Genomic DNA, 21,836 nt, shown 5'->3' with positions numbered 1-21,836 from the left:
AAAAGCCGATTCAAAGAATCGGCTTTTCAATATTATTCGCTTTTAAATCAATATTAGAAGCTGATTGTGTAGCTTACACGTACGTCTTGACCGAAGTTATTATATAAATCCGGGTTCTCATACACACCAGCTGAAGATAATACTGGATCTTCGTCTGTTAAGTTAGAGATAGTAAGTGATGCACGACCGTAATCACCCATGTTGTATGAGTAGTTAAGGCTGTGGATAATCCAAGCGTCAAGTTTACCTTCCGTTTGGTAGTACCAATCGTCTTCAGCTAGGTCAGCGCCAGCTTCATCTTTAGTAATTAACTGCTCATCTTCAGAAGTATCTGCGATGTAGTTAGTGTTCCAAGTAACACTATGTCCATCTAGAGCCCAACCGAATGTAAATACTGCACGGTGATCAGGTTGTCCAGACCAGCCAGCTGTGTTTACAGAGTCGCCGCCGTTGTCTGTAGCGTAATCTAAGATAAAGCTGTTTACAGCATTAACGCTGAAATCACCAAAATCTGTTTCGATATTACCAGTGAACGTTAAATCGACACCTTCAATTCCGAAACCAACACCGTTGAAGTAACCAGTACCAGCTTCTAGGATGTTACCAGTTAAAGAACCACCGGCACGGATTAGATAAAACGTTTCATTGTCCGTATTTGCACCAGGTGCTAATGGCGTTAAGTTACCATTTGCTTGGTCATTAATAAGACCGTTAACAGTTTTAGTTTGAACAACGTTTGAGATGTCTAAGTTGAAGTAATCAACTTTAACAGCGAAGTCATCAGTAATGTCGTATGCAACACCAAAGTTCATATACTCAGATGTTTCAGGACCTAAGTTAGAGTTAGATTTGTAGTAAGTATCATATTGACGCTCAGCTGCATCAGGGTTGCTGATGTAATCCGTTGCTGCTTCAGCAGAGAACGTAGTCGCCGCATTAAGTTCATCCAAACCAGGTGCGCGGAACGCTTCTGAGTAAGATGCACGTACAACTAAGTTGTCAAGTGCTTGCCAACGAACAGATACTTTTGGTGCAAGGTTATCACCAAAGTCAGAGTAGTCATCGTAACGAGCAGCAATGTTCATTTCAACATCGTCAGTTACAGGTAATGCTGCTTCGTAGAAGAATGCAGTGATATCACGCATACCTTCAGCAGAGTTACCAGCAGAACCACCAACTAGACCAGCAGCAGACTGACCGTCATAGATAGAGGCGAAGTTGATTTCCATGTATTCCATACCAATGTAGTGAGCCACTTGGCCACCAGGTAGTTCGAATGCATCAAAACCAGCACCAGCATAATATTGGTCAAACGTTGAAGAATCTTCAGTTAGTGTAGTAGCTTTCATATTAGCTATACCCTGTTCTGAACCTAAATCAATGTCGTTTTTCTCATTGTAAGCTAGACCACCGTATGACAAGTAGTATTGACCAACAGATTTGTTGTCCGCTACATTTTTATGGTAGTAAACTTCCCAGTCAACATCCAAACCAGCGATGGTAGAGAAACCACGTAGACCCATTAAGTAATCTTGGTTGTAATCATGAACGTTACCGTCACGGTTACCGATACCAACCCAACGGAATAGACCGTAAGCGCCATCTAAACCAGTAGGGTTATGTGGGTTGTCAGCTGACATATTTTCCCATGGAGCCGCTGGAGGAGCATAACGTCCGAAAGATTTGTTTTGAACGAACATTGCACGAGTGAAGAATTCAACGTCTTCAGCTACTTCGTAGTTTGCGTCTACGAATACAGTGTTACGGTCGATAGAAGCACGGTTATAAGATACGTTAGCATATGCGAAACCACAAACTGTAGAGCCTGGGCCCCATGCAGTTGTTCCGTCAAATTCTTTAAATGTATCTTCACCGTATTCAGCAATTAAATCATCACAAAGTGGAGATGAGTATAGTGTATCGAAAGCTGGATCAAACACACTTGCACCGTAGTAAGACCAACCGTCTGTTTCATCAGAATAGATTTCGATGTCGCCATCGCCATCTAAATCTTCAGCACGTGCAGCTGTGAATGCACGTTGGCCATCAGAAATACCTTCACGTTTTTGATGGTCGAATGAGAAAGTGATATTACCTTTATCGTTGCTGTAACCAGCAATGATTGAAAATTCGTTTGAAGTTGGAGTACCACCAACATCAGTATCACGTGTACGCCAGCCAGAACCGATATTAACAGTTAGACCTTCGTAATCTTTTTTCAAGATGATGTTTACAACACCAGCAATCGCGTCAGAACCGTAAGTTGAAGAAGCACCATCTGTTAAGATTTCGATACGTTCAACAGCAGCCATAGGGATTGCGTTAAGGTTAGCAGATTGACCGCCTAAAGTAGGAGAACCTGGAAGACGTTTACCGTCTAACAAGATTAACGTACGGTTAGAACCAGCACCACGTAGGTTTAATGTTGCTTGAGACTGTGCAGAACTACCAGATTTCTCAGAGAACGAACCGAACGAGTTGAATGAACTGCCGCGTAGTGCGTCAGCTACCGTGAAGTTACCTTCAACTTTCATGTCTTCAGCAGTAATGATGTTAACTGGTGAAGCACCTTCAAGGTCGGTACGTTTGATACGAGAACCCGTAACTTCAATACGTTCAACTTCTTCAGCTTCTTCTTCAGCCGCGAACGCTTGAGTTGCAGGTAGTGCTGTAGCTGCAGCACCAAACATGATTGCTAAGCGAACAGACTTAGCTAGTTTGTTATTTGTAAACATGAAGTTTTCTCCCTGGACCACTTTATTAGTGATTCATTTTTTTATGAATTATAAGTTTTAGCCGTAACGGCTCCGACCAGTAATTGAACAATAATCAATCAGTAATTGATAAAAGCGCAATCAAAGGGCAGCAAACGGTCTCGATATTACCTCTATATTTCCACAGGTCAACCACCGCAACGCAAAATTAGTATACTTTTTAGGCGATTGGTAACATTTTGTAATAAAATGTATATTTTTTTTAATAACAAATAATTAAGCGCAATTATTTGTTACGAATAAGTTATTCATTTAGTGAATAAAAAGTCGACAAAAGTGAAATGATATACAATATATGGTGCGTTGCTACCAATTAAGCGTCATCTGACGGTCAAAGACAGACAATTCACTTGGGGAAATATTTTCTAGTATTGCCGATGCAATTGGAAAAAGCTGCCTTTCCAGGTAATGTTGATAATGCAAAGGGTTATCGCAGCTAGTGTACTCTTGAGGCCCTTTTATCGTCACAACGTAAGGTATAACGCTACCTCTACGGTATTTGGGGTGGCCGTAAAGATTATTTGCCAATTTGGCTGCTTTTATTTGAGGCGGAGTTGTTTTTACATATTCGTTGAGGTGTTGCCGAATTTTTTTTCTATAAACCAGTTTATTGTCTAGGTTACCTGAAAACAACTCTGCAATTATCGACCTAAGGTAGTCAGTCACGGGTTGTTTATTAAATACCAATTGAAACAGTTTGGTTTGAAATTCCTTAGCTAAATCGGTCCAATCGCTGCGCACTGATTCCATTCCTTTGAATACCAATATTGGATCTGCATTCTTTTGCAGTTTCATACCCGCGTAACGTTTCTTTGATCCTTTTTCCATGCCTCGAATCGTTGGCATAAAAAACGGACTAAAATGCGATTCGAATTCAATTTCAAGTCGGCTATGTAATTTGAACTCTCGTTGAATTTTTATATCCCACCAAGTATTTAGTTCTTGTTCTAATGAAACTGCATCTTTGGGTTCAAAATTAGAGCCATGCAAGCTAACAAATATAGAGTCAGTATCTCCATAAATAACATCGAGTCCTTTTTCTTCAAACCAAATTTTAGACTGGGCTAAAATCCAATGACCCCTCATCGTTATTGAGCTCGCTAAACGCGTATCATAAAAACGACATCCTGCAGAACCTAATACCCCATAAAAACTATTCATAATGATTTTTATCGCATTAGACCAAACCGTATTATTCTGCTTTTTAGCTTTTTCACGTGCAGTCCACAAATCATCTACGATAGTGGCCAATATACTCGTTTCACGACTAAATTGACCGCCTCTAAAGCCTGGAATCGCCTCTGCTTCAGGTAACCTAACCCCTTCTTGCAGAGCAATCGGATCAACATTAAAGGTTCTAATTATACTCGGGTACAGACTTTTAAAGTCAAAAACTAGGATGTCGTCGTGCATGCCTGGTTTCGAATCCATGACAAAACCGCCTGGACTGTGCAAATAGTCCTCAGCATTAACTAAGTTAGGCGCTATCCAACCTTTACGATGAATTTGCGGGAGATATAAATTAGTAAATGCCGCGACCGAACCACCTAAACGTTCTAACTCTAATCCGGTTAATTGCGAGCGTGTGAGTAAAAATTCGAGCAACTTCTCTTGTTTGAATATTTTCGATACTAAAACACAATCTTGAAGATTATATTTGGCTAAGGCTAATGGCTCTTCTCTATATTGGCGTTTAATTTCAGCCAGTTTATCCAATCCGTCAACATTGCTAATGAGTTTTCGTTCACCTAATAGTTCGGACGCGACCGCATCTAGAGCAAAACTATTAAAATGGTACGTTGCGTTTTTCATCACTTCGATGCCATCTAGAACTACCCTTCCTGCCGCATAAGCCCTTGCAGGCATTCTCGAATCATCGTCGGCGCGACGTGCTGAATAATTCAATCGTGAATTATCTCGCCCGAACTTAAGCTTTATATGATTTCGTGTCGCAGCTTGTGACAGCACATGGATATCAAAGGCAACAAAATTCCAACCTATAAGACAGTCAGGGTCTTGCTCCATTACAATTTGATTTAAACGTTGCAAAAGCGCGCGTTCACCTTGTAACCATTCAACGTAGGGCAACGAGTTATCAGTTTCAATACCTGAGGCAAAATCTTCAATATTGTAGAGGACCTTAGTAAAATCCTCATCATTACTGTCTTTGGCAAAAGCATGAATACCAATAGAAAAAAGATAGCCATTTTCATCACACTCTATATCTATGGACATCGCTTTAAGCATAGGGAAAGCTTCTCGACTCGATTTTACTTTTACTTGTTCAAAGCGTTGATAATTGCCTTTACTTGACACTTCAACCCCCGTAAAAGTCACACCGAGTTGAATAAACCGCTCCATTAGATAGCGGTCTACCGGTTTTACATCTGCCTCTAGTAGTTCAATACTTTGTTGAGTCGCTGATTGTCGCAGCTGATAAAACTCACTAAGTGAATTTACGTAAATTGCATAAACGTCTTCATCAGCAAAGGTCTTAAGTTTCACCTGAGTGAATTCAATAGAGGGATACAAGGCAGTTGATGCCGTTTGTAATAACTTAACGTTTTGTAGAGTCGCAAAACAGACCGGACGTTCGTCGGTAATAATAAGCTGAATATTAGCCTCATTAGACTTTATCCAAAGCTCAAAGATACAACGGCCGTCACGGTCATACTGATTGCGTGTTAGTAAACTACCTTTACAAATTGCATAAGGTGAACCGATTAGATTTGAGCCCAAGATACATTTTCAACTGAGATGACGTTATAATCCTGCTTTTATAAGACAAGCTGTTGTTTCAATCAAGGTGCAATAGGTAGATTTCGTGGAGAAATAGTTTGGAGATTTCCATTTGGTTGACTGAAATGACAGGGTTGTCGACAAGTCTACTGTTCATTTTAGTCGTATGTGCCTTTGCCGCTGGCTTTATCGACGCTATCGCTGGAGGCGGTGGTTTACTTACTGTTCCAGCACTACTGGCCAGTGGATTACCACCACATGTCGCCTTAGGTACAAATAAACTTGCCGCTACTTTTGGTTCCCTAACGGCGGCCTATACCTTCTATAAGAAGCGACTTTTTGATCCCTCGTTTTGGAAAATAAGTTTTTGGTATACTGCTATTGGCTCAATTGTCGGTACTGTTGCGGTTTCTTATTTAGATCCAAATATACTGAACAAATTACTTCCGATCTTAATCGGCTTTAGTGCATTTTACGCCTTATTTAATCGGACAGCGGCAGTGAAACACAACTTACTCCCTGATAAAACACCCAAATTAAAAACTCAGCAGGCAAGCCAAGGATTCACACTCGGGTTTTATGACGGTTTTGCTGGACCTGGTACCGGCGCTTTTTGGACAGTCAGTAATTTGTATTTGTACAAAATGAATATATTGCTGTCATCGGGTGTCGCCCGTTCAATGAATTTTATTAGTAACTTCTTTTCCCTCGTGACATTTATCTATTTAGGTTACATTAACTGGTTTATTGGGATTTCCATGGGCTTGTTTTTAATGATCGGTGCCTATACTGGCGCACATTCAGCAATCCACTTTGGTAATAAATTTATTCGCCCACTATTTACCGTGGTTGTGAGTTGCATGGCATTGAAGTTGGCATTTGACGCTTGGTTTTAATTGTTAAGAATAAGTAGGATTTTTGGTTCGTATGAATTCAAGTACAAATAACTATCAAATATTGTGTCAACAATTTGAGTCGTTAAAAGAGCAACTCAATGCGATATCTATTTTACCCGAGAAATGGTTTGCTAAAAATGATCTGTTTAATTCTACAACTTTTTACACACGTTCAGATGAATTAAAAGACTACGTATTAGAACTCGAAAATAACGTCAAAAAGTTGGGGTCAATTCAAAACGTACAACTGATGGAACATCTTTCTGTCCGAGTCGCCGATCAGTTTTCTTGTTTTCGTGGGCTACTCAACTCTGTTGTTCTTAATACCAAAAGTAAAACGTATAACGCCACACATAGAAAACAGATAAATAAAGTGAAGCAATTTGCCAAACAGGCCCGCGCATCGAGTCGCTCACTTTATGAAGAGCTTTCAAAATTACAAGAATTTGAACGACGTTTAGTCGATATGGTAGCCGAAAAACAACAAACCCTTAATAAATATTCAGGGCAAGCTCAGCGCCAAACTTTACAAGATGACGTACTAGTCACACACCAACGATTGGGGCGTTGCCGTCAAGCAATCAGTAAAATCGAAGAACAAATTCAAAAACTCGACGAAAGGCAATATTAATGCAACTTCCTGTTGTTTTCGATCCAATTTATAGCCAACTCGACCTCTCTAAAAGACACCGTTTTCCAATCGAAAAATACCAAGCGTTATTCGATACGGCATTTGCCACTTACCCTAATAAACTCGTCAGCAACCCCGTACCGGGTTATATCAGTCCTGACCTATTGTGTTCCATTCATACTAAGCAATATGTCGCAGACTTCATCAGCGGTCAAATATCACCAAAAGCAATGAAACGCATTGGATTTGAATGGTCACAACAATTTGTCAATCGAACTTTAACCGCCGTTAACGGGACATTAGAGACGGCTAAGCTAGCTTTAAAACATAGTATCGCCATCAATTGTACTGGGGGCTACCATCATGCTCACCCAGACTTTGGCTCCGGTTTTTGTGTATTTAATGACCTTACAATTGCTGCAAAATACCTTTTAGATAATCATCTTGCTCAACGCATCCTCATATTTGATTGTGATGTTCATCAGGGCGATGGCACCGCAGTGTGCGCAGAAAATGAATCAAATATATTTACGGTTTCTATTCATTGTGAAAAAAACTTCCCGACGCGCAAACAACAAAGTGATTGGGATCTTGGTTTAGACCGCCACATCGGTGATACAGAATACCTTCCTATAATAGAAGAAACGTTCGACGCTGCAGTGCAAAGTTTTAAACCTGACTATATCATTTACGACGCAGGAGTTGATATCCATGAAGATGATGACTTAGGCTTATTGAACATTTCAACCCAAGGTATCTATTTGCGTGATCAGTTTGTATTTAATCGCGCAAAACAATTGGGTTTACCCATCATGGCGGTAATTGGTGGTGGGTATCAACGAGATATCGCGAAACTTACCCAAGTTCACATGCAACTCATTCGCAGTGCTATTGATGTCTTCACCGCGACTTAACACGCACTTTATCGGTTGCCAAAACTTATAATATAGCGGCTAAATTGCCAAAGCATTGTCACAACAAATTATTCGATGCTAAAGTTAACGGATACAAGGTTTTAATCTTCATTAAATTAAGGACACGTTATGCAAATGAGTGACGACATTCATAATTATTATGAAAAGCTGGTAATTGATTACATCAATGCACACAAGTTAGATCAAAAATTTGATTATGAATTTTTGTCCGATTTATGTTGTATCGTTTTGAACCAGTTGCCTTCTAAATATATTCGCCATGAAGTCGACATGGCTTTCTACCTACCAGCTGCAGAACGGTTTGAAATGGAAATGAATGTACGAGAGTCTATCGAACGTGCACTTGAATTTATGAGTTCACGAGAAAGGCGAGATCAATAGAAGTGTTAGAAGAGCAACTAGAACAACAGGTTAAGACCGATGCATTGGCGGACGCTCCTGATCACGTGAAACTGGCAGTGGATTTAATTTTTCTTCTCGAAAACAATAAAGTCGATATTGACGTTGCCCTGCTCGCAATTGAACTTGTAAAGTCAGATCTGCAACAAAAAGCCATTCAGAAATAAAATAAACGGACATAGCTGATAATTATTATCATATATGTCCATTTATCATGTTTTAAAATTACCAATAGGATTCACTTTTCTAACTCTGTGAATTAATAACCTTAAAATTCAATTGATGGATTTTTTTTGTTTAATCTCAGAAAATAGCAGCAGTTATGCAACTTTTACGTATTTAATTACCAATAAATATAAAATGTGAATTGAACTACTGATTAAGTAATATACAATGAGTAAAATTTTGATTGTATAGAGGTTTTTTTGAAACTTACGCCACCATAAGATCCCCCTACCTTTTGCTCGTCTTAGAGCTCTGATTATCGCGTCAAACGCGAGACTTGTTTGCATCTTTCATTAAATTTTTATTCCTCATTTTAGAGGATAATTTCAATTAGGTTATTTTTCATGCTTGAACATATTAAAAGAGACTGGCTCTCTAATATTCGCGGTGATGTGCTTGCGGGAATAGTAGTGGCGCTTGCCCTTATTCCTGAAGCTATCGCTTTCTCAATTATTGCAGGGGTCGATCCTAAGGTTGGATTGTATGCATCTTTTTGTATCGCTGTCGTAATTGCCTTCGTCGGCGGAAGACCGGGTATGATCTCGGCAGCCACAGGTGCAATGGCGCTTCTTATGGTTACACTAGTCAAAGAACATGGCCTTGAGTATTTACTCGCGGCAACGTTATTGACCGGTATATTGCAAATAGCGGCGGGATTTTTGCGCCTTGGTGAGTTGATGCGCTTTGTTTCTCGCTCAGTTGTGACAGGGTTTGTTAACGCACTCGCTATTTTGATCTTTATGGCCCAGTTACCCGAACTGACCAATGTTACATGGCATGTTTACGCCATGACGACCGCAGGCTTAATGATTATTTATCTTTTTCCCTACTTACCTGTAATCGGTAAAGCGATTCCTTCTCCTCTAGTGTGTATTGTTACATTAACGATAGTATCCGTGATCATGGGATTAGATATCCGAACGGTGAGTGATATGGGGAAACTGCCTGATACTCTGCCTATTTTTTTATGGCCTGATGTACCTCTTAACTTTGAAACACTAGCGATTATCTTCCCTTATTCTGCGGGCCTTGCCGTTGTCGGTTTACTTGAGTCAATGATGACAGCGACAATCGTTGACGACTTAACAGACACCACGAGTGATAGAAATAAAGAGTGTAAAGGTCAAGGCATAGCTAATATTGGCGCAGGACTGTTTGGTGGCATGGCCGGTTGTGCCATGATTGGTCAATCAATTATTAACGTTAAATCTGGGGGCCGAGGCCGATTATCAACCTTTGTTGCCGGCGCTTTTCTATTGGTAATGGTCGTCTTTTTGGATGAATGGTTACGCCTTATTCCTATGGCAGCTTTGGTTGCGGTAATGATTATGGTTTCGATAGGGACTTTTTCCTGGACGTCAATTACCGATCTGAAGAAACATCCACTGTCATCAAATATTGTTATGATAACCACCGTTGTTGTGGTCGTTATGACCCATAATCTTGCGATAGGTGTCTTTATTGGCGTATTGCTTGCGACACTATTCTTCGCTAATAAAATTGGACGTTTCATGGTGGTTAAGTCAAATTTTGACGAAGACCAACGAATTCGCACCTATGAAGTTAAAGGCCAAGTCTTCTTTGCCTCCGCGGAGCAATTTATCGATTACTTCGACTTTAAAGAAGTAGTTAGTACTGTCATTATTGATTTAACCCATGCACATTTTTGGGATATTACCTCAGTATCTTCATTGGATAAGGTCGTCATCAAATTTCGAAGAGAAGGGGCGACTGTCAATATCATAGGCATGAATGAAGCAACAGAGACCGTTGTCGACAAATTTGGTGTGCATAATGATCCAAATGAAGTTGATAAGTTACTAGGTGGACACTAAGGAAATTATAATGGAAAAAATAATTACATGTATTGATGGTTCAGCTATAACAACATCGGTTGTAAATGCTGGAACATGGGCAGCAAAAAAGTTAGATAAAACCCTAACTTTTTTGCATACACTGGAAAAAAAGCAACAACATGGAGCCGATGACTACAGTGGCGCGATTGGCCTTGGTGCACAGTCCAAGTTATTAAAGGAAATGACTGAGCTCGATGAACAAAAAAGCAGACTTGCTGTTAAATTGGGCGATGAACTTCTAAATTCAGCGGCAATGGCAGCGCGCTCAAGTGGTGTTGTAAACATTGAGAAAGCGCAACGACATGGAGATATTGTCGATGCAATTATGAGTCTTGAAGACCAAACACGTCTCATTGTCATTGGACGCAAAGGAGCCGAACATGAAGGCGATTTTAAAGCGTTAGGCTCACATCTTGAAACCCTTTTACGTAAAGCCAGCGACCCCGTATTTGTTGTGCCTGAACAGTTTGTGGAACCTAAGTCATTTATGATCGCCTATGATGGACGAGAAACGGCTGATAGAGCGCTACAAAAAGTAATCGACGGCGGGTTATTGCACGGAATAGACTGCCACCTCGTTTCGATAAAAAACAATGAACCACTGTTAATAGATAAGTTTAACTCGGCGGCCAAAAGACTCAAGGACAAAGGCTTAAACGTAACAACGGCGGTATTAGAAGGTAATATCAATGAAACGCTGTTGCGCTATCAAGTTGAAAATGCAATTGACCTCGTAGTGATGGGGGCATTTGGCCACTCAAAGCTACGCCAATTTTTTGTTGGTAGTAATACAATTAAAATGCTTGAACGTATCGCCGTGCCTTTAATTGTTTTACGTTAAGCTTACTAGCTAGAGTTTGAGTAATTAAATGTGTCTTAAACAAGGCACATTTATTGTTACTTAAGAGTTAAGGTGAGCAATGGAAACCCCGTGCAAGTTGAGTTAGTAGCAGTTGAGTTAGTAGCAGTTGAGTTAGTAACAGTTGATTGGGTGGTAATTTAGGCAATGAGCCCAGATACATTTTCCAGAATTACTGCACCCTCAATATTAGCCACTTAGATTAATGTACTGCTAATTTTCAACATAAGCTTTCAGTAAAATCGATATTATTAATGCTCAGTTAACCCGCGCCAAAAACGGTAAAAGCCACATATTAAATACGTAAACCTTACATAGAAACGTACTATTTATGTGGCTTCTGCCCTCAAGACTTACAACAAATAACTCTTATTTCTGCTTAACACTCGGTAGTGGGTAGAGTTCTCGTCGCTCTTTGTTCACTGCGATCCCATCTTTAAGCTGTTTTTTAGAGGCAATTGCGGTGGCTTTAATAACACCAAGCGCCGACTTAATCACCTTTACTGTCGTTTTATTTAAATTGGATTGTTCGAGACGTCTTACATGTGACAACAATAACTCTGGACGAAGATAGGCAATTGTCTCTAAGGCAGAACGCTTTTGAAGTTTAGAATCATTTTTAATCAATGCCTCCACTGCTCCTTTTTGCTCTAAATACACTAACGTTTCAAGAGCAACTGCACTTACCGCCGAATGATCTTTATTAGCCACCTCAATAAAGCGTTTTGGAACACTTTTCAAAACACCTTGAGCAGCAAGTTCAGCAAACCCCTGAACCGCCCAGAAACGGATAACTGGCGACTTGTCATCAATCAGTTTGGTAAGCTCAGGTACATTATTTAACGAAACTGTCGAGACGAGTTCGACAAGATCATAAAGCTTATTGTAATTGAAATCAGCAGCCAACCATTGCTCAAATTGTTTGTCTTTCTTGAATTCCACAGGCACAAAGCCTAAGTCTTTTGTTTCTCTTATAAAACGACTCACTTGCGCAGTCAGTTTGCTATGAACCGCAATTTGTTCCGCAGTGAGATTTCTTAACGGCGTTTGTTCCAAAGGGTCGGTTTTAGTGTCGTAGAGATACTCACCGCGTTTGAAACTATAATATTTTCTTCTAAACACTTGACCCGATTTGGTCTTGGCAAACTCATCCAGTGCAATGTTTGACGGCATGCCCCATTGGAAATCATTTCTAAGCATTATAGGCTTGCGCTTCAAATAGGTTTGCATAAAATGATAGCGACCATCACTCACCCCACGCCAGGGATCAAAATGGTCTTCTTGATTGGTTCTAAAGCTATGATTGTATTGCCTTGTATGGTTTTCAAGTTCGCCCAAAAACGCCTGACCACGCATTTCTTTTGGGGTTGGTATGCCCGCTAAACTTAATACCGTAGGTCCAAAGTCGACAAAACTGACTTGCTTGTTTTGTAACGCCTCAACATTAGTCGGTACGAGATGCTTAAATTTAGTTGGCACGTGGATCACCAAAGGTACTTGCAGTGAGTGTCTAAATGACAAAAATCCTTTGCCCATCGGTGAACTTCCGCCGTGGTCAGAATAAACAAATATAATCGTATCTTCATACAGACCTTTTGCTTTTAAATCATCTATAAAAAACTTAACCCAACTATCAACATCCACAACACCTTCTAAGTGAAATTGATGATCAGAATTTACCTCTGGTAAATCAGGTAAGTAGCCAGGTTTAGCTTCGCTTGATACACCTGCAGATTGACTAAAATCTCGACGTTGTGCAGTAGTATAGGACGTCAAACGACTCATATGTGTCATATGGCCATTAAAAACAGAGAAAAAGGGTTGGTCTGATTTTCGTTTTGGGCTGTTATATGTCGCTTTTTTGTCATACTCAGACCAAATTTGTGCCAACTCTGTTTTAGAAAGCTTAACGTTATAGTCACGTTTTTTGTTATTACTCGTGAAGTAACCCGCATCCTTTAATAAGCTTGGGAAATACATTCGGCTCGGACTTGCATCAACCGCGGCACGATGATGGTCGGCACCATAACTGGTGGCATAATTTCCCGAAATTAACGTCGACCTTGCTGGCGAACAATACGGTGCATTTGACGCCGCTTGTTGGAAAACCAGACTACTCGCTGCCAAAGCATCAATATTTGGCTGTTTTGCATCTTTATTACCATAGAGGCTTAATTCATAGGCACTTGTATCTTCAAAGGTCAGCCATAAGATATTGGGTCGTTGCGCTGTAAAACCCATTTTACAAATAAGTAACAAGCTCAGAGACGAGAAAACTGACGTAATTTTCAAAACACGTTTAAAATTTTTCATGGATTAGTTATATACCAGTTGGGGGAGCGTAATTGTTTATGCTTAGTTTTAAAACAATCCACAAATCAAAAACCATAATAAAACTTAATGGTGAAAATTTTTATTGCGTGCAGCGTAATGATGCCACTCCCTTTAGTAACCGGTAAAAAGACAAAAATGCTATTGTATTAAAATCAATTTGACCTACATTTTTCGAGTTAAATCAGAGAAAAATCTTAATATCTAGGCAACAAAATTGAAGATAGCTGAAAAACTCGCAAAGGTTTCTAATCTAAATAATTTACTAAACATGAGTTATACTGCAGGCTCATACGGTTACGAAGTGAGGACGACCTCACCTCTCAAATTTCATTAGGGGACGGCCCCATAACTATTTGAGAGGTATTTATGAGTTGGATAATTTTATTCATTGCGGGCTTATTTGAGATTAGCTGGGCCATTGGATTAAAATATACGGACGGTTTTACAAAACTTTGGCCGACGGTTGGCACTATGTTTTCGCTTATCGCCAGCTTCTTATTATTAGGTATCGCATTGAAAATACTTCCAGTAGGCACAGCCTACGCGATATGGGTAGGTATTGGCGCTGTCGGCACTGCTGTATTTGGCATATTGCTATTTGATGAGTCGACTGACGTACTAAAGCTAGTGAGCTTAGGGTTAATATGCGCCGGAATTGTCGGTCTTAAGCTCGCCCACAATTAACTGGATTAAAGAACTTACATTAAAAAGATAAACAGTCCTCGCTTTTAGAGCGGGAGTTAACCAAATTCCTCCGATTTTGGATTTAATGTCTTTCATTTATAAAACTCGCTTTGATGCCAATCCTCATTATTAACCAGTTGGGTTATGAGGGTTGGTATTTAAACTCATTATTTTTGAAGTCGTTAACGCTGCGGCGTTTGCACAACTCAAATGGGCTTAATGTTCATCTAACCACTTGAGCTTTTCCAACGGGTATCCTAAAAACCATTTTGTTCTTTCTAAAACAATTCTCGTTTTTATTCGTTTAATTGAAAGAGAACTATTTTCCGATAATACATTGCACGTATCATTGAGCGCCTTAAGGTTTGGAAAGCAACTTAGTGAGATAAAATCAACATCTCCACTTAATTGCATGCAGTCCATAATTTCTGGTATTTGTTCAAGTTCGGAAGTAAACCTTCGGATTTGTGGCGCGCTATTATCGTCTAAAGTAAATTCTATATAGGCCAATATATGTTCACAAATTTGGTCTAAGTCGACGTCAGCATGAAAAGTTCTGAAGTACCCCGCTTCTTTTAGAGATTTAACTCTTTGAAAACAAGCGCTAGGAGACAAATTAACGATTTCAGCTAATTCAACATTGGTTAAATCAGCTTGCAAATGCAAGGTCGCCAAAATCTTTTTATTATACGTATCTATTTTAATAGATTTTTTCATAAGTTTGCTTATTCCATATGGTAAGGACGAGATGGTATCAGCTTAAATGGCAATTTTTTGTAGCTGCAGCGTAATAGGCGCTAAATAATGTACAGAATTAGTGGGCAATACAAAATATTATTTTGTGAATAAGGCGTTTAATACTAATTAGATAAAAAATAACCACAAGTAATCAGCCTTAAGTTGGAAATGAACATGAATAATAACTATCGCCTTTCGCTACTTGCCGCTTCTGTTAGTTTTTCAATATCAACCCCCGCATTAGCTCAGGGACAAGAAACCTCTGCTGAGCAAGATATTGAGAAGATTACAGTAACAGCTCGTGGACGCGTTGAAACCATTCAAAGCGTACCGGATTCAATCACCGCAATTTCAGGCAACACAATTGAAAATGCTAATATTAAAAACTTTAGTGATATTGCAAATTTGACGCCTAACTTAGGTCAACTAGACAACTTTAGACCTGGCTTGTCTCGAATAACGATTCGCGGGCTAGTGACTCCTCAAGTTGGCGATCCTCCGATTGCTTATGTAGTCGACGGTATAACGGCCTCTGATATTGAATTTATTAACCAAGAAATGGTGGATATTGAACGCATTGAAGTCATGCGTGGTGCTCAAGGCGCTTTATATGGACGTGGAGCTGTCGGTGGGGCGATTTTGATCACCACAAAAGATGGCTATGACGAATTGGAAGGCAATGTTAAAGCCTCAATTGGTAATGCGGGTTCATATCATTTAGGGACGACAATTTCTGGTGGCTTAACTAAAGATACTGATGGTTATTTTAGGGTTGGTGCATATACAAAGGGCACGGATGGACAGATTAAAAATACTTTCCTAAATAAAGAAAGCGACTTTCTAGAAGAGACAGGGGTATTTGGTAAAGTACAATTTGAAGGATTGTATGGCAGTGAAATAAGCCTTCAAGGACGCTACACCACAACCGAAGCTGGATTTGCCTATTATCAAAATGTCTCGGAGCACAACAAAGAAGATTTTGATATTGAGACTTCACAAAACGTTAACAATATTGACGAACGTGATGTGACTGAATTTAGCGCCAAATTAAATAAAGAGTTCGAACTCGGTACCTTCGAAATTATCGCAGCTTACAATTCATCTGATGATGAACACTTTTACGATGGTGACTATTCAGCAGATCCTACCTATATTGACGAACCTGATTGGTTCCGAGCGCCATTTGCAACCGGAGGCCATTTTAAGGTTGAATCAACGACCTTAGAATCTCGTTTTACATCAAACAATGATAAACAACTTCGCTGGTCTGTCGCTGCTTTTTATCAAGATCGAGAACGCGACAATACCGTCAATTTTTATGATGACTTTGAGGGCGATGTTTCTCTGTTTGCTGCTGATTTTCCAGCCGACCAAATTTACTTAACAATTGCCGATATTAATTCAAGCAAAGCATACGGTATCGCGGGTCAAATTAACTACGACATTACCGACAAACTGGAGCTCACTGGTGCTCTGCGTTTTGACCAAGACGACCGTCAATCGTACGATCCGAACTACCAAGCAGATACTTTTGCAGAAAAAAATTTTGCGCAATGGCAACCTAAAATAACAATTGGTTATCAACTACAAAAAGACGTACTCATTTATACTGGTTACTCAAAAGGTTTTAGAAGTGGCGGCTTTAATGAGCCTGCCGAAGGGATTAGCCGAACATTTGATAAAGAAGTTTCCGACAGCTACGAGGCGGGGTTCAAATCTACTATATTTGACGGATTGACAATTAACGGCGCGGCATTTTTCATCGCACAGTCAGATGCTCAAATTACTCAGTTTAATGTTGATACCTTCACCTTAGAAAACTTGGGTATCGACACCGTAGAAACGTCTGGATTTGAGTTTGAACTTGGATATAAAGTTAGCCAGAACTTAAATTTACGAGCCAGTTTAGGTAAGGTTAATTCGGAAATTGTTGAATTTTCAGACCGTCCTGAATTAGAGGGATACTCTCAGGTTTATGTGGCTGATTATAACTTTTCTTTTTCAGCTGACTATGAAACCGAGCTGAATGCCAATTGGCAGCTTTTTGCTCACGGCAACTTTTATGGTGAAGGCCCTAAGTCGTTCGATATCGAGATGCCGGATGTAACGTCATCTTCGGATCAGTTTTTTAATGCTTCAATTGGTATTCGTTCAGATTCATGGACAATAAAATTAGCAGCAAAGAACTTAACTGATGAACGTACTATTGAAGATATCTTTTTGTTTGCCGATGGTGTGACTGATTTAGCGCGTCAACCGAACAAACCTAGAAGTATCGTAATGGAAGCCAGCTATAGCTTTTAACTAAGAACTTTAACGAAAACTTAAGTCCTCTTATGAGGACTTTATATTAATAAGTTGGCCAAATGGCAAAACACGATGACGTAATTCAAAATTATACAACGACGCCGGTTCCACTAAATAAAACAGTTGGAGGTGTCGGCATTGGTATGATTAACGGTAATTTGGCATTTGCAGTTCCCGGTTTAATAACAGGGTTAGAGATAGGCACCTCATTAGGATTTAAAGACAGTCTTATGGCCTTCATTCTTGGTGGCTTAATCTTATCAATATTAGGTTATGTCACCGGGTTACTTGGCCGCTATAACCGATTAACCTCTTATATGACAATGAAGTTTGTATTTGGCATAAAGGGAGCCAATTTAATTTCTTTTGCTTTTGTTCTATCTTTACTTGGGTGGTATGGCGTAAACATTGACCTCTTTAGTGAAGTCAGTTTAGCCCTGTTACAACAGGAGTTTGATCTTTCCCCGCCCGTTTGGTTGTTAGAGATTTGCTTAGGTATCATCATTACCATTACCACAATTTGGGGTTTTACTTTACTCGAAAAAGTCTCCAATTTATTTGTGCCTATCCTAGCCTTAATTTTAGTGTTTATGTTGTATCAAACCTTAACTTGGCAAGGACCAACAAGTACTTCAACTTTCATTCCCTATGAACTTAGTTTTGGCGAAGCCGTTTCAGCGGTCGTGGGAAGTTTTATTGTCAGTGTTGTTTTGATGCCAGACTTTACACGGTTTGCCAAAACAAACAAAGACACGGCGATTTCTTCTTTTCTTCCTTTTCTTGGACTAAGCAGCTTTGTATATATTGTTTCAGCGATGTCAGGGATCTTATTAATGGAATCTGACGTACTCAATGTCATGCTCACTTTAGGTTTAGGATTTTTTGCATTTACGTTGCTCATTATCTCTAGCTGGGTCACCAATGTTGTTAATTTATACAGTATTGGCCTAGGATTAAGTTCTGTGTTTACCAAAATTGCCGAACGTAAACTGGTTGTTATTGCCGGTCTATTTGGAACCGCAGCGTCAACTCTAAATCTACTAGATTCATTCACTGACTTTTTGTTCAGTTTAGCCATCATATTTACCCCAGTCGCCGCTATCTATGTGGTTGACTTTTTTATCATAAATCAAAAACGTATTTATAAGATTGAAAAGCTTTCCGACATAAAAGACTTCAACGTTTCGGCAATTACGGCTTGGATGTTTGGCGTAGTCGCGACCTATTTATCAAACCAAAGTGGGATAAGTTTTTCCGGTGTTGAAGCAATTGACGCCTTTGTTATTTCGGCAGGTGTTTACTGGTTCTTATGCCAATTTAATCATCAAACTAATTAATGTTTTTATAGTACGTGAATAGTAAAAATTTTCGTTTGTGCAATGTCGTATTTTCAAACATTTAATTTTTTCGCGCTATGTAGAATATTGTCAATTTAAGAATTTATAAGCTGAGTTATATGAAAACCCTTAACAGACAACAAATATCAGACATCCTCTATGGCTGTGCAATATTAGGCACTGGTGGTGGTGGTGAACTTGCTGAAGGTTTTGAGTTTATTGAAAAAGCACTTGCCGCTGGAAAAGAGTTCAAACTTGTCGACATTGATCAGTTAGACGATGACAAAATGCTTTGTACGCCTTATATGTTAGGCGCACTAGCGATTGAGCAAGATGATACATACCAAGGTTTACCCCAGTCGAAGCAACCACCGATTATGACTGCATTTAAACGATTGCAGGAATACACAGGTGCTCAGTTTCACGGCACTATTTGCTGCGAGTTAGGTGGCTCCAATACGGCAATATCATTTTATCTCGCTGCTATGATAGATGGCGTGATAGTGGACGCAGATCCTGCAGGAAGAGCCGTACCTGAAATCACACATTCAACTTATTACCTAAACAATTTACCAGCCGCACCAATTATTACAGCAAACGAATTTGGTGAATGTTTTATTTGCGAAAATGTAATAGATGATCAAAGGGCTGAAAGCATTGTCCGTGCGTTAGCTATGGTTAGTCGTAACGACATAGCCGCTATCGATCACGCCCTACCGGTTTCAATTATGAAACATGCTGTAATCAAGGGGACAATTTCAAAAGCTTTGGCTATTGGCGAAGCCTACCGATATGCCAAAGAGCAAAACATAGACATTGCGACACGCGTCGCTGAATTTGGTAAGGGAATAGTACGTTTTAGAGGGGTAGTAACTAACTTCGAATTCAGTACTATCGAAGGCTTTACAATTGGCTCATTTAACATCGCTGGCGAAGGTGAGTTTGCAGGTAGGCAATATCGGGTTAATGTTAAAAACGAAAACTTATCGGCAACACTTGATGGCAAAATTGATGTCACTATTCCAGACTTAATTTGCTGCCTAGACATGGACAAATTAGAACCCGTTACCAACCCTAACTTTGTCAATGGTATGAATGTAGCAATTGTTATTCTGCCGGCCCCAAAAGAATTCACAACAGAGAAAGGTCTTAATGTATTTGGCCCTAAATATCTGGGTCTTCAAACAGATTACAATCCCGCTATCTAGCGGTATATTTAAGCCATAATAGTTAAACCAACAACACAAACCTTGATTGCCCTCAAGTAAAAAACCAAATTATTTTAGGGTATTTCAACATTTGTAAACACATGAATGTCCAGATAAACACAATTAGATATTCACTTACCAAGTATTGTCGAAGAGCTCGTCCCCACCGGCTTCATTAAATATTCTTCTTAATGTCATCTATTTGTTGTTTCTCCGCTGTTATTTTTTCAGCGTCAGTAACATGATTTTCAATCACTTCTATTCGACATGACTTATATTTAGTTTTTGATTTAAACCAGCAGCGGTCGGCATCATTATCTAAACATTGTTGCAACGTGGCCACAGCTAATTTATTGCAAGGCACAAACTCATTAGATGTTGGTGAAGCGCTTGTAACCACGCTATAAAATGTAGCCACTGTAATAATTAATACAACGTTAATATTTGACACTATAATCCTCGTGAACAACTGAAATCGCCCTTAAGGGCTTATTATCGCCGTCTAAAATTAGTGTCAGTCGCTTTCACCGACAGTGTTTTATCCGGTTTTTCTTGCTTTAATTGAATACAATAATGGAACCTGCTGACCCTTATGCAACATTTGATACCCTAAATCTGGTACTAACTCTAAGCCATCAAAGCATTTATAAGGGCTAAAAGGGTATTCAGAAAAAGACTCTATTGTTAATCCCGCAACAATTAAAGCACTGATAACTTCACTAATGGAATGCGGCCAGGTCACAATGGTTGAGCGACTACCGTCGCAGTTTTCGGTATAAGTACCTTCTTCTTCGATATCAGGCGCATCATTAGGGAAATAAGAATAACCCGACAACAAGTCATTAAAAGCATGAAACTCAACTAGGTGAAACTCACCACCGGGTTTTAATGAACTATAAATCGTTTGCGCCCAATCCGTTAAATTGGATAACCAGCACAGCACACCGTATGACGTAAATACGATATCAAATTGTTGGGAGTTTTCACGACCGAATTGAACAACGTCATTTTCTATAAAATTGGCTGTTAGGCCCAACGATTGCTTCAAAAAGTTTGCCTGCTCGATTGCATCAGCAGATAAATCTACACCAGTAACTTCCGCCCCCAAGCGCGCCCATGACAAGGTATCCTGACCAAAATGACATTGTAGATGAAGTAGCGATTTTCCTTGTACATTTCCAACTTGATTCAACTCAACTGGATTTAACGAGCATTTCCCATTTTTAAATGACGCAACGTCATAAAACTCAGACTCAACATGAACCTTCGTTCTTCTGTCCCACGCTTGTTTATTTATACTCAAATAATCCAATTTCATCCGTATACCAATTTAGTCGTCAAACGGTGTTTTTGCGCAGTACTCGTTTAAGCCCTCTCTGCATTAAACGGCTATTAATTTCAGAAACAAGAACTCTGGCAAATAGTAAGCCTAACAGCACCGAAACAACAAATTTCAAAATCGAAAGCTCCCAGAGGAAATAATTGGCACCTAAGAATAAAAAGATAAAACTGACTCGCACAATAAACGCAATAAATGCAAAACTAGGTAATGAAGTGTTTGATTGAATTTCGTCTCGAGCCTGTTCAAGCACGGTAAACTGTTTATCCCTACTTAAGTGGGAAATTTCGTCGAAACATTCAATATACTCTTTTATGTCCATTCACTCTCATGCTGTATGACAGCTTAAACAGAGGAAACTTTCCTCTTTTAACAATGATTATATTAGTAGCAAATTATTTAATTCATTGCCACTTACCAACGTTAATAAACCGACCAGTGGGGTCACCCATTAGACAAACCGTGTCAATAGCACGAGCGATCCCGTGTCGCTTGTGCAACCATTTATATCGTTAACTTGTTGTTTCTATGAACAAAAGCGTTTTGGCCTTTTTTACTCGCTAATTTGTTTTTCT

At 39.5% G+C, this 21,836-nt stretch carries 18 protein-coding genes; 11 read left to right on the top strand and 7 right to left on the bottom strand.

What is annotated here, in order from left to right; all coding sequences use genetic code 11:
* Positions 1-53: 53 nt before the first annotated feature.
* The gene (locus KO525_RS13190; RefSeq protein ID WP_215964293.1) at positions 54-2,735 is read right to left on the bottom strand and encodes a TonB-dependent receptor domain-containing protein; all 2,682 of its coding nucleotides are present in this window, start codon (positions 2,733-2,735) and stop codon (positions 54-56) included.
* Positions 2,736-3,080: 345 nt separating this feature from the next.
* Positions 3,081-5,513: a DNA polymerase II gene (locus KO525_RS13185; protein ID WP_215964292.1), complete on the bottom strand. Its 2,433-nt coding sequence runs from the start codon at positions 5,511-5,513 to the stop codon at positions 3,081-3,083.
* A 125-nt stretch (positions 5,514-5,638) separates the two neighbouring features.
* On the opposite strand from KO525_RS13185, the gene KO525_RS13180 reads away from it, so the two are divergent.
* The 7 genes from KO525_RS13180 (at position 5,639) to KO525_RS13150 (ending at position 11,296) form a co-directional block, all read left to right on the top strand.
* Positions 5,639-6,409, top strand: a complete 771-nt coding sequence (locus tag KO525_RS13180; RefSeq protein WP_215964381.1) for a TSUP family transporter — start codon at positions 5,639-5,641, stop codon at positions 6,407-6,409.
* Between the two features lie 31 nt (positions 6,410-6,440).
* Positions 6,441-7,040, top strand: a complete 600-nt coding sequence (locus KO525_RS13175) for a primosomal replication protein (protein ID WP_215964291.1) — start codon at positions 6,441-6,443, stop codon at positions 7,038-7,040.
* Positions 7,040-7,954, top strand: coding sequence for a histone deacetylase (locus KO525_RS13170; protein ID WP_215964290.1), 915 nt, complete (start codon positions 7,040-7,042; stop codon positions 7,952-7,954). Before KO525_RS13175 ends, KO525_RS13170 begins: the two co-directional genes overlap by 1 nt.
* A 129-nt stretch (positions 7,955-8,083) precedes the next feature.
* On the top strand, positions 8,084-8,356 hold the full coding sequence (locus KO525_RS13165; protein ID WP_215964289.1) for a late competence development ComFB family protein: 273 nt from the start codon (positions 8,084-8,086) through the stop codon (positions 8,354-8,356).
* 2 nt (positions 8,357-8,358) lie between these two features.
* A complete protein-coding gene (locus KO525_RS13160; protein ID WP_215964288.1) occupies positions 8,359-8,541 on the top strand; it encodes a DUF2496 domain-containing protein in 183 nt (60 codons plus the stop codon).
* 402 nt (positions 8,542-8,943) lie between these two features.
* Positions 8,944-10,434 (top strand): SulP family inorganic anion transporter, encoded by a 1,491-nt coding sequence (locus tag KO525_RS13155; RefSeq protein WP_215964287.1) that lies wholly within the window; start codon positions 8,944-8,946, stop codon positions 10,432-10,434.
* Positions 10,435-10,444: 10 nt separating this feature from the next.
* Positions 10,445-11,296, top strand: a complete 852-nt coding sequence (locus tag KO525_RS13150; RefSeq protein WP_215964286.1) for a universal stress protein — start codon at positions 10,445-10,447, stop codon at positions 11,294-11,296.
* A 387-nt stretch (positions 11,297-11,683) separates the two neighbouring features.
* Here the strand turns inward: KO525_RS13150 and KO525_RS13145 are convergent, their stop codons facing one another.
* Positions 11,684-13,627, bottom strand: coding sequence for a sulfatase-like hydrolase/transferase (locus KO525_RS13145; protein WP_215964285.1), 1,944 nt, complete (start codon positions 13,625-13,627; stop codon positions 11,684-11,686).
* 387 nt (positions 13,628-14,014) lie between these two features.
* Here KO525_RS13145 and sugE point away from each other — a divergent pair, with 387 nt between their 5' ends.
* Positions 14,015-14,332, top strand: a complete 318-nt coding sequence (gene sugE / locus KO525_RS13140) for a quaternary ammonium compound efflux SMR transporter SugE (RefSeq protein WP_215964284.1) — start codon at positions 14,015-14,017, stop codon at positions 14,330-14,332.
* Positions 14,333-14,548: 216 nt separating this feature from the next.
* Here the strand turns inward: sugE and KO525_RS13135 are convergent, their stop codons facing one another.
* Entirely contained in the window at positions 14,549-15,049 is a 501-nt protein-coding gene (locus KO525_RS13135) for an Lrp/AsnC family transcriptional regulator (protein WP_215964283.1), read from the bottom strand.
* 195 nt (positions 15,050-15,244) lie between these two features.
* Between KO525_RS13135 and KO525_RS13130 the strand changes: the two genes are divergently transcribed.
* The 3 genes from KO525_RS13130 to KO525_RS13120 all read left to right on the top strand — a co-directional run bounded on the left by KO525_RS13130 (position 15,245) and on the right by KO525_RS13120 (position 19,922).
* On the top strand, positions 15,245-17,374 hold the full coding sequence (locus KO525_RS13130) for a TonB-dependent receptor (RefSeq protein WP_215964282.1): 2,130 nt from the start codon (positions 15,245-15,247) through the stop codon (positions 17,372-17,374).
* A gap of 62 nt (positions 17,375-17,436) precedes the next feature.
* Positions 17,437-18,714: a cytosine permease gene (locus KO525_RS13125; RefSeq protein WP_215964281.1), complete on the top strand. Its 1,278-nt coding sequence runs from the start codon at positions 17,437-17,439 to the stop codon at positions 18,712-18,714.
* A 119-nt stretch (positions 18,715-18,833) separates the two neighbouring features.
* Positions 18,834-19,922, top strand: a complete 1,089-nt coding sequence (locus KO525_RS13120) for a DUF917 domain-containing protein (protein WP_215964280.1) — start codon at positions 18,834-18,836, stop codon at positions 19,920-19,922.
* 175 nt (positions 19,923-20,097) lie between these two features.
* Here the strand turns inward: KO525_RS13120 and KO525_RS13115 are convergent, their stop codons facing one another.
* From KO525_RS13115 to KO525_RS13105, 3 genes are all read right to left on the bottom strand, one after another.
* The gene (locus KO525_RS13115; RefSeq protein WP_215964279.1) at positions 20,098-20,373 is read right to left on the bottom strand and encodes a hypothetical protein; all 276 of its coding nucleotides are present in this window, start codon (positions 20,371-20,373) and stop codon (positions 20,098-20,100) included.
* 87 nt (positions 20,374-20,460) lie between these two features.
* Positions 20,461-21,234, bottom strand: a complete 774-nt coding sequence (locus KO525_RS13110; protein WP_215964380.1) for a bifunctional 2-polyprenyl-6-hydroxyphenol methylase/3-demethylubiquinol 3-O-methyltransferase UbiG — start codon at positions 21,232-21,234, stop codon at positions 20,461-20,463.
* Positions 21,235-21,259: 25 nt separating this feature from the next.
* A complete protein-coding gene (locus KO525_RS13105) occupies positions 21,260-21,583 on the bottom strand; it encodes a hypothetical protein (RefSeq protein ID WP_215964278.1) in 324 nt (107 codons plus the stop codon).
* Positions 21,584-21,836 lie beyond the last annotated feature (253 nt).

This window comes from Psychrosphaera sp. B3R10 (genome assembly GCF_018861025.1).
In the GTDB taxonomy this organism is placed as follows: Bacteria; Pseudomonadota; Gammaproteobacteria; order Enterobacterales; family Alteromonadaceae; genus Psychrosphaera; species Psychrosphaera algicola.
Note: the sequence above shows the minus strand (reverse complement) of the source record. Positions and strands in the feature narration are given on the sequence as shown.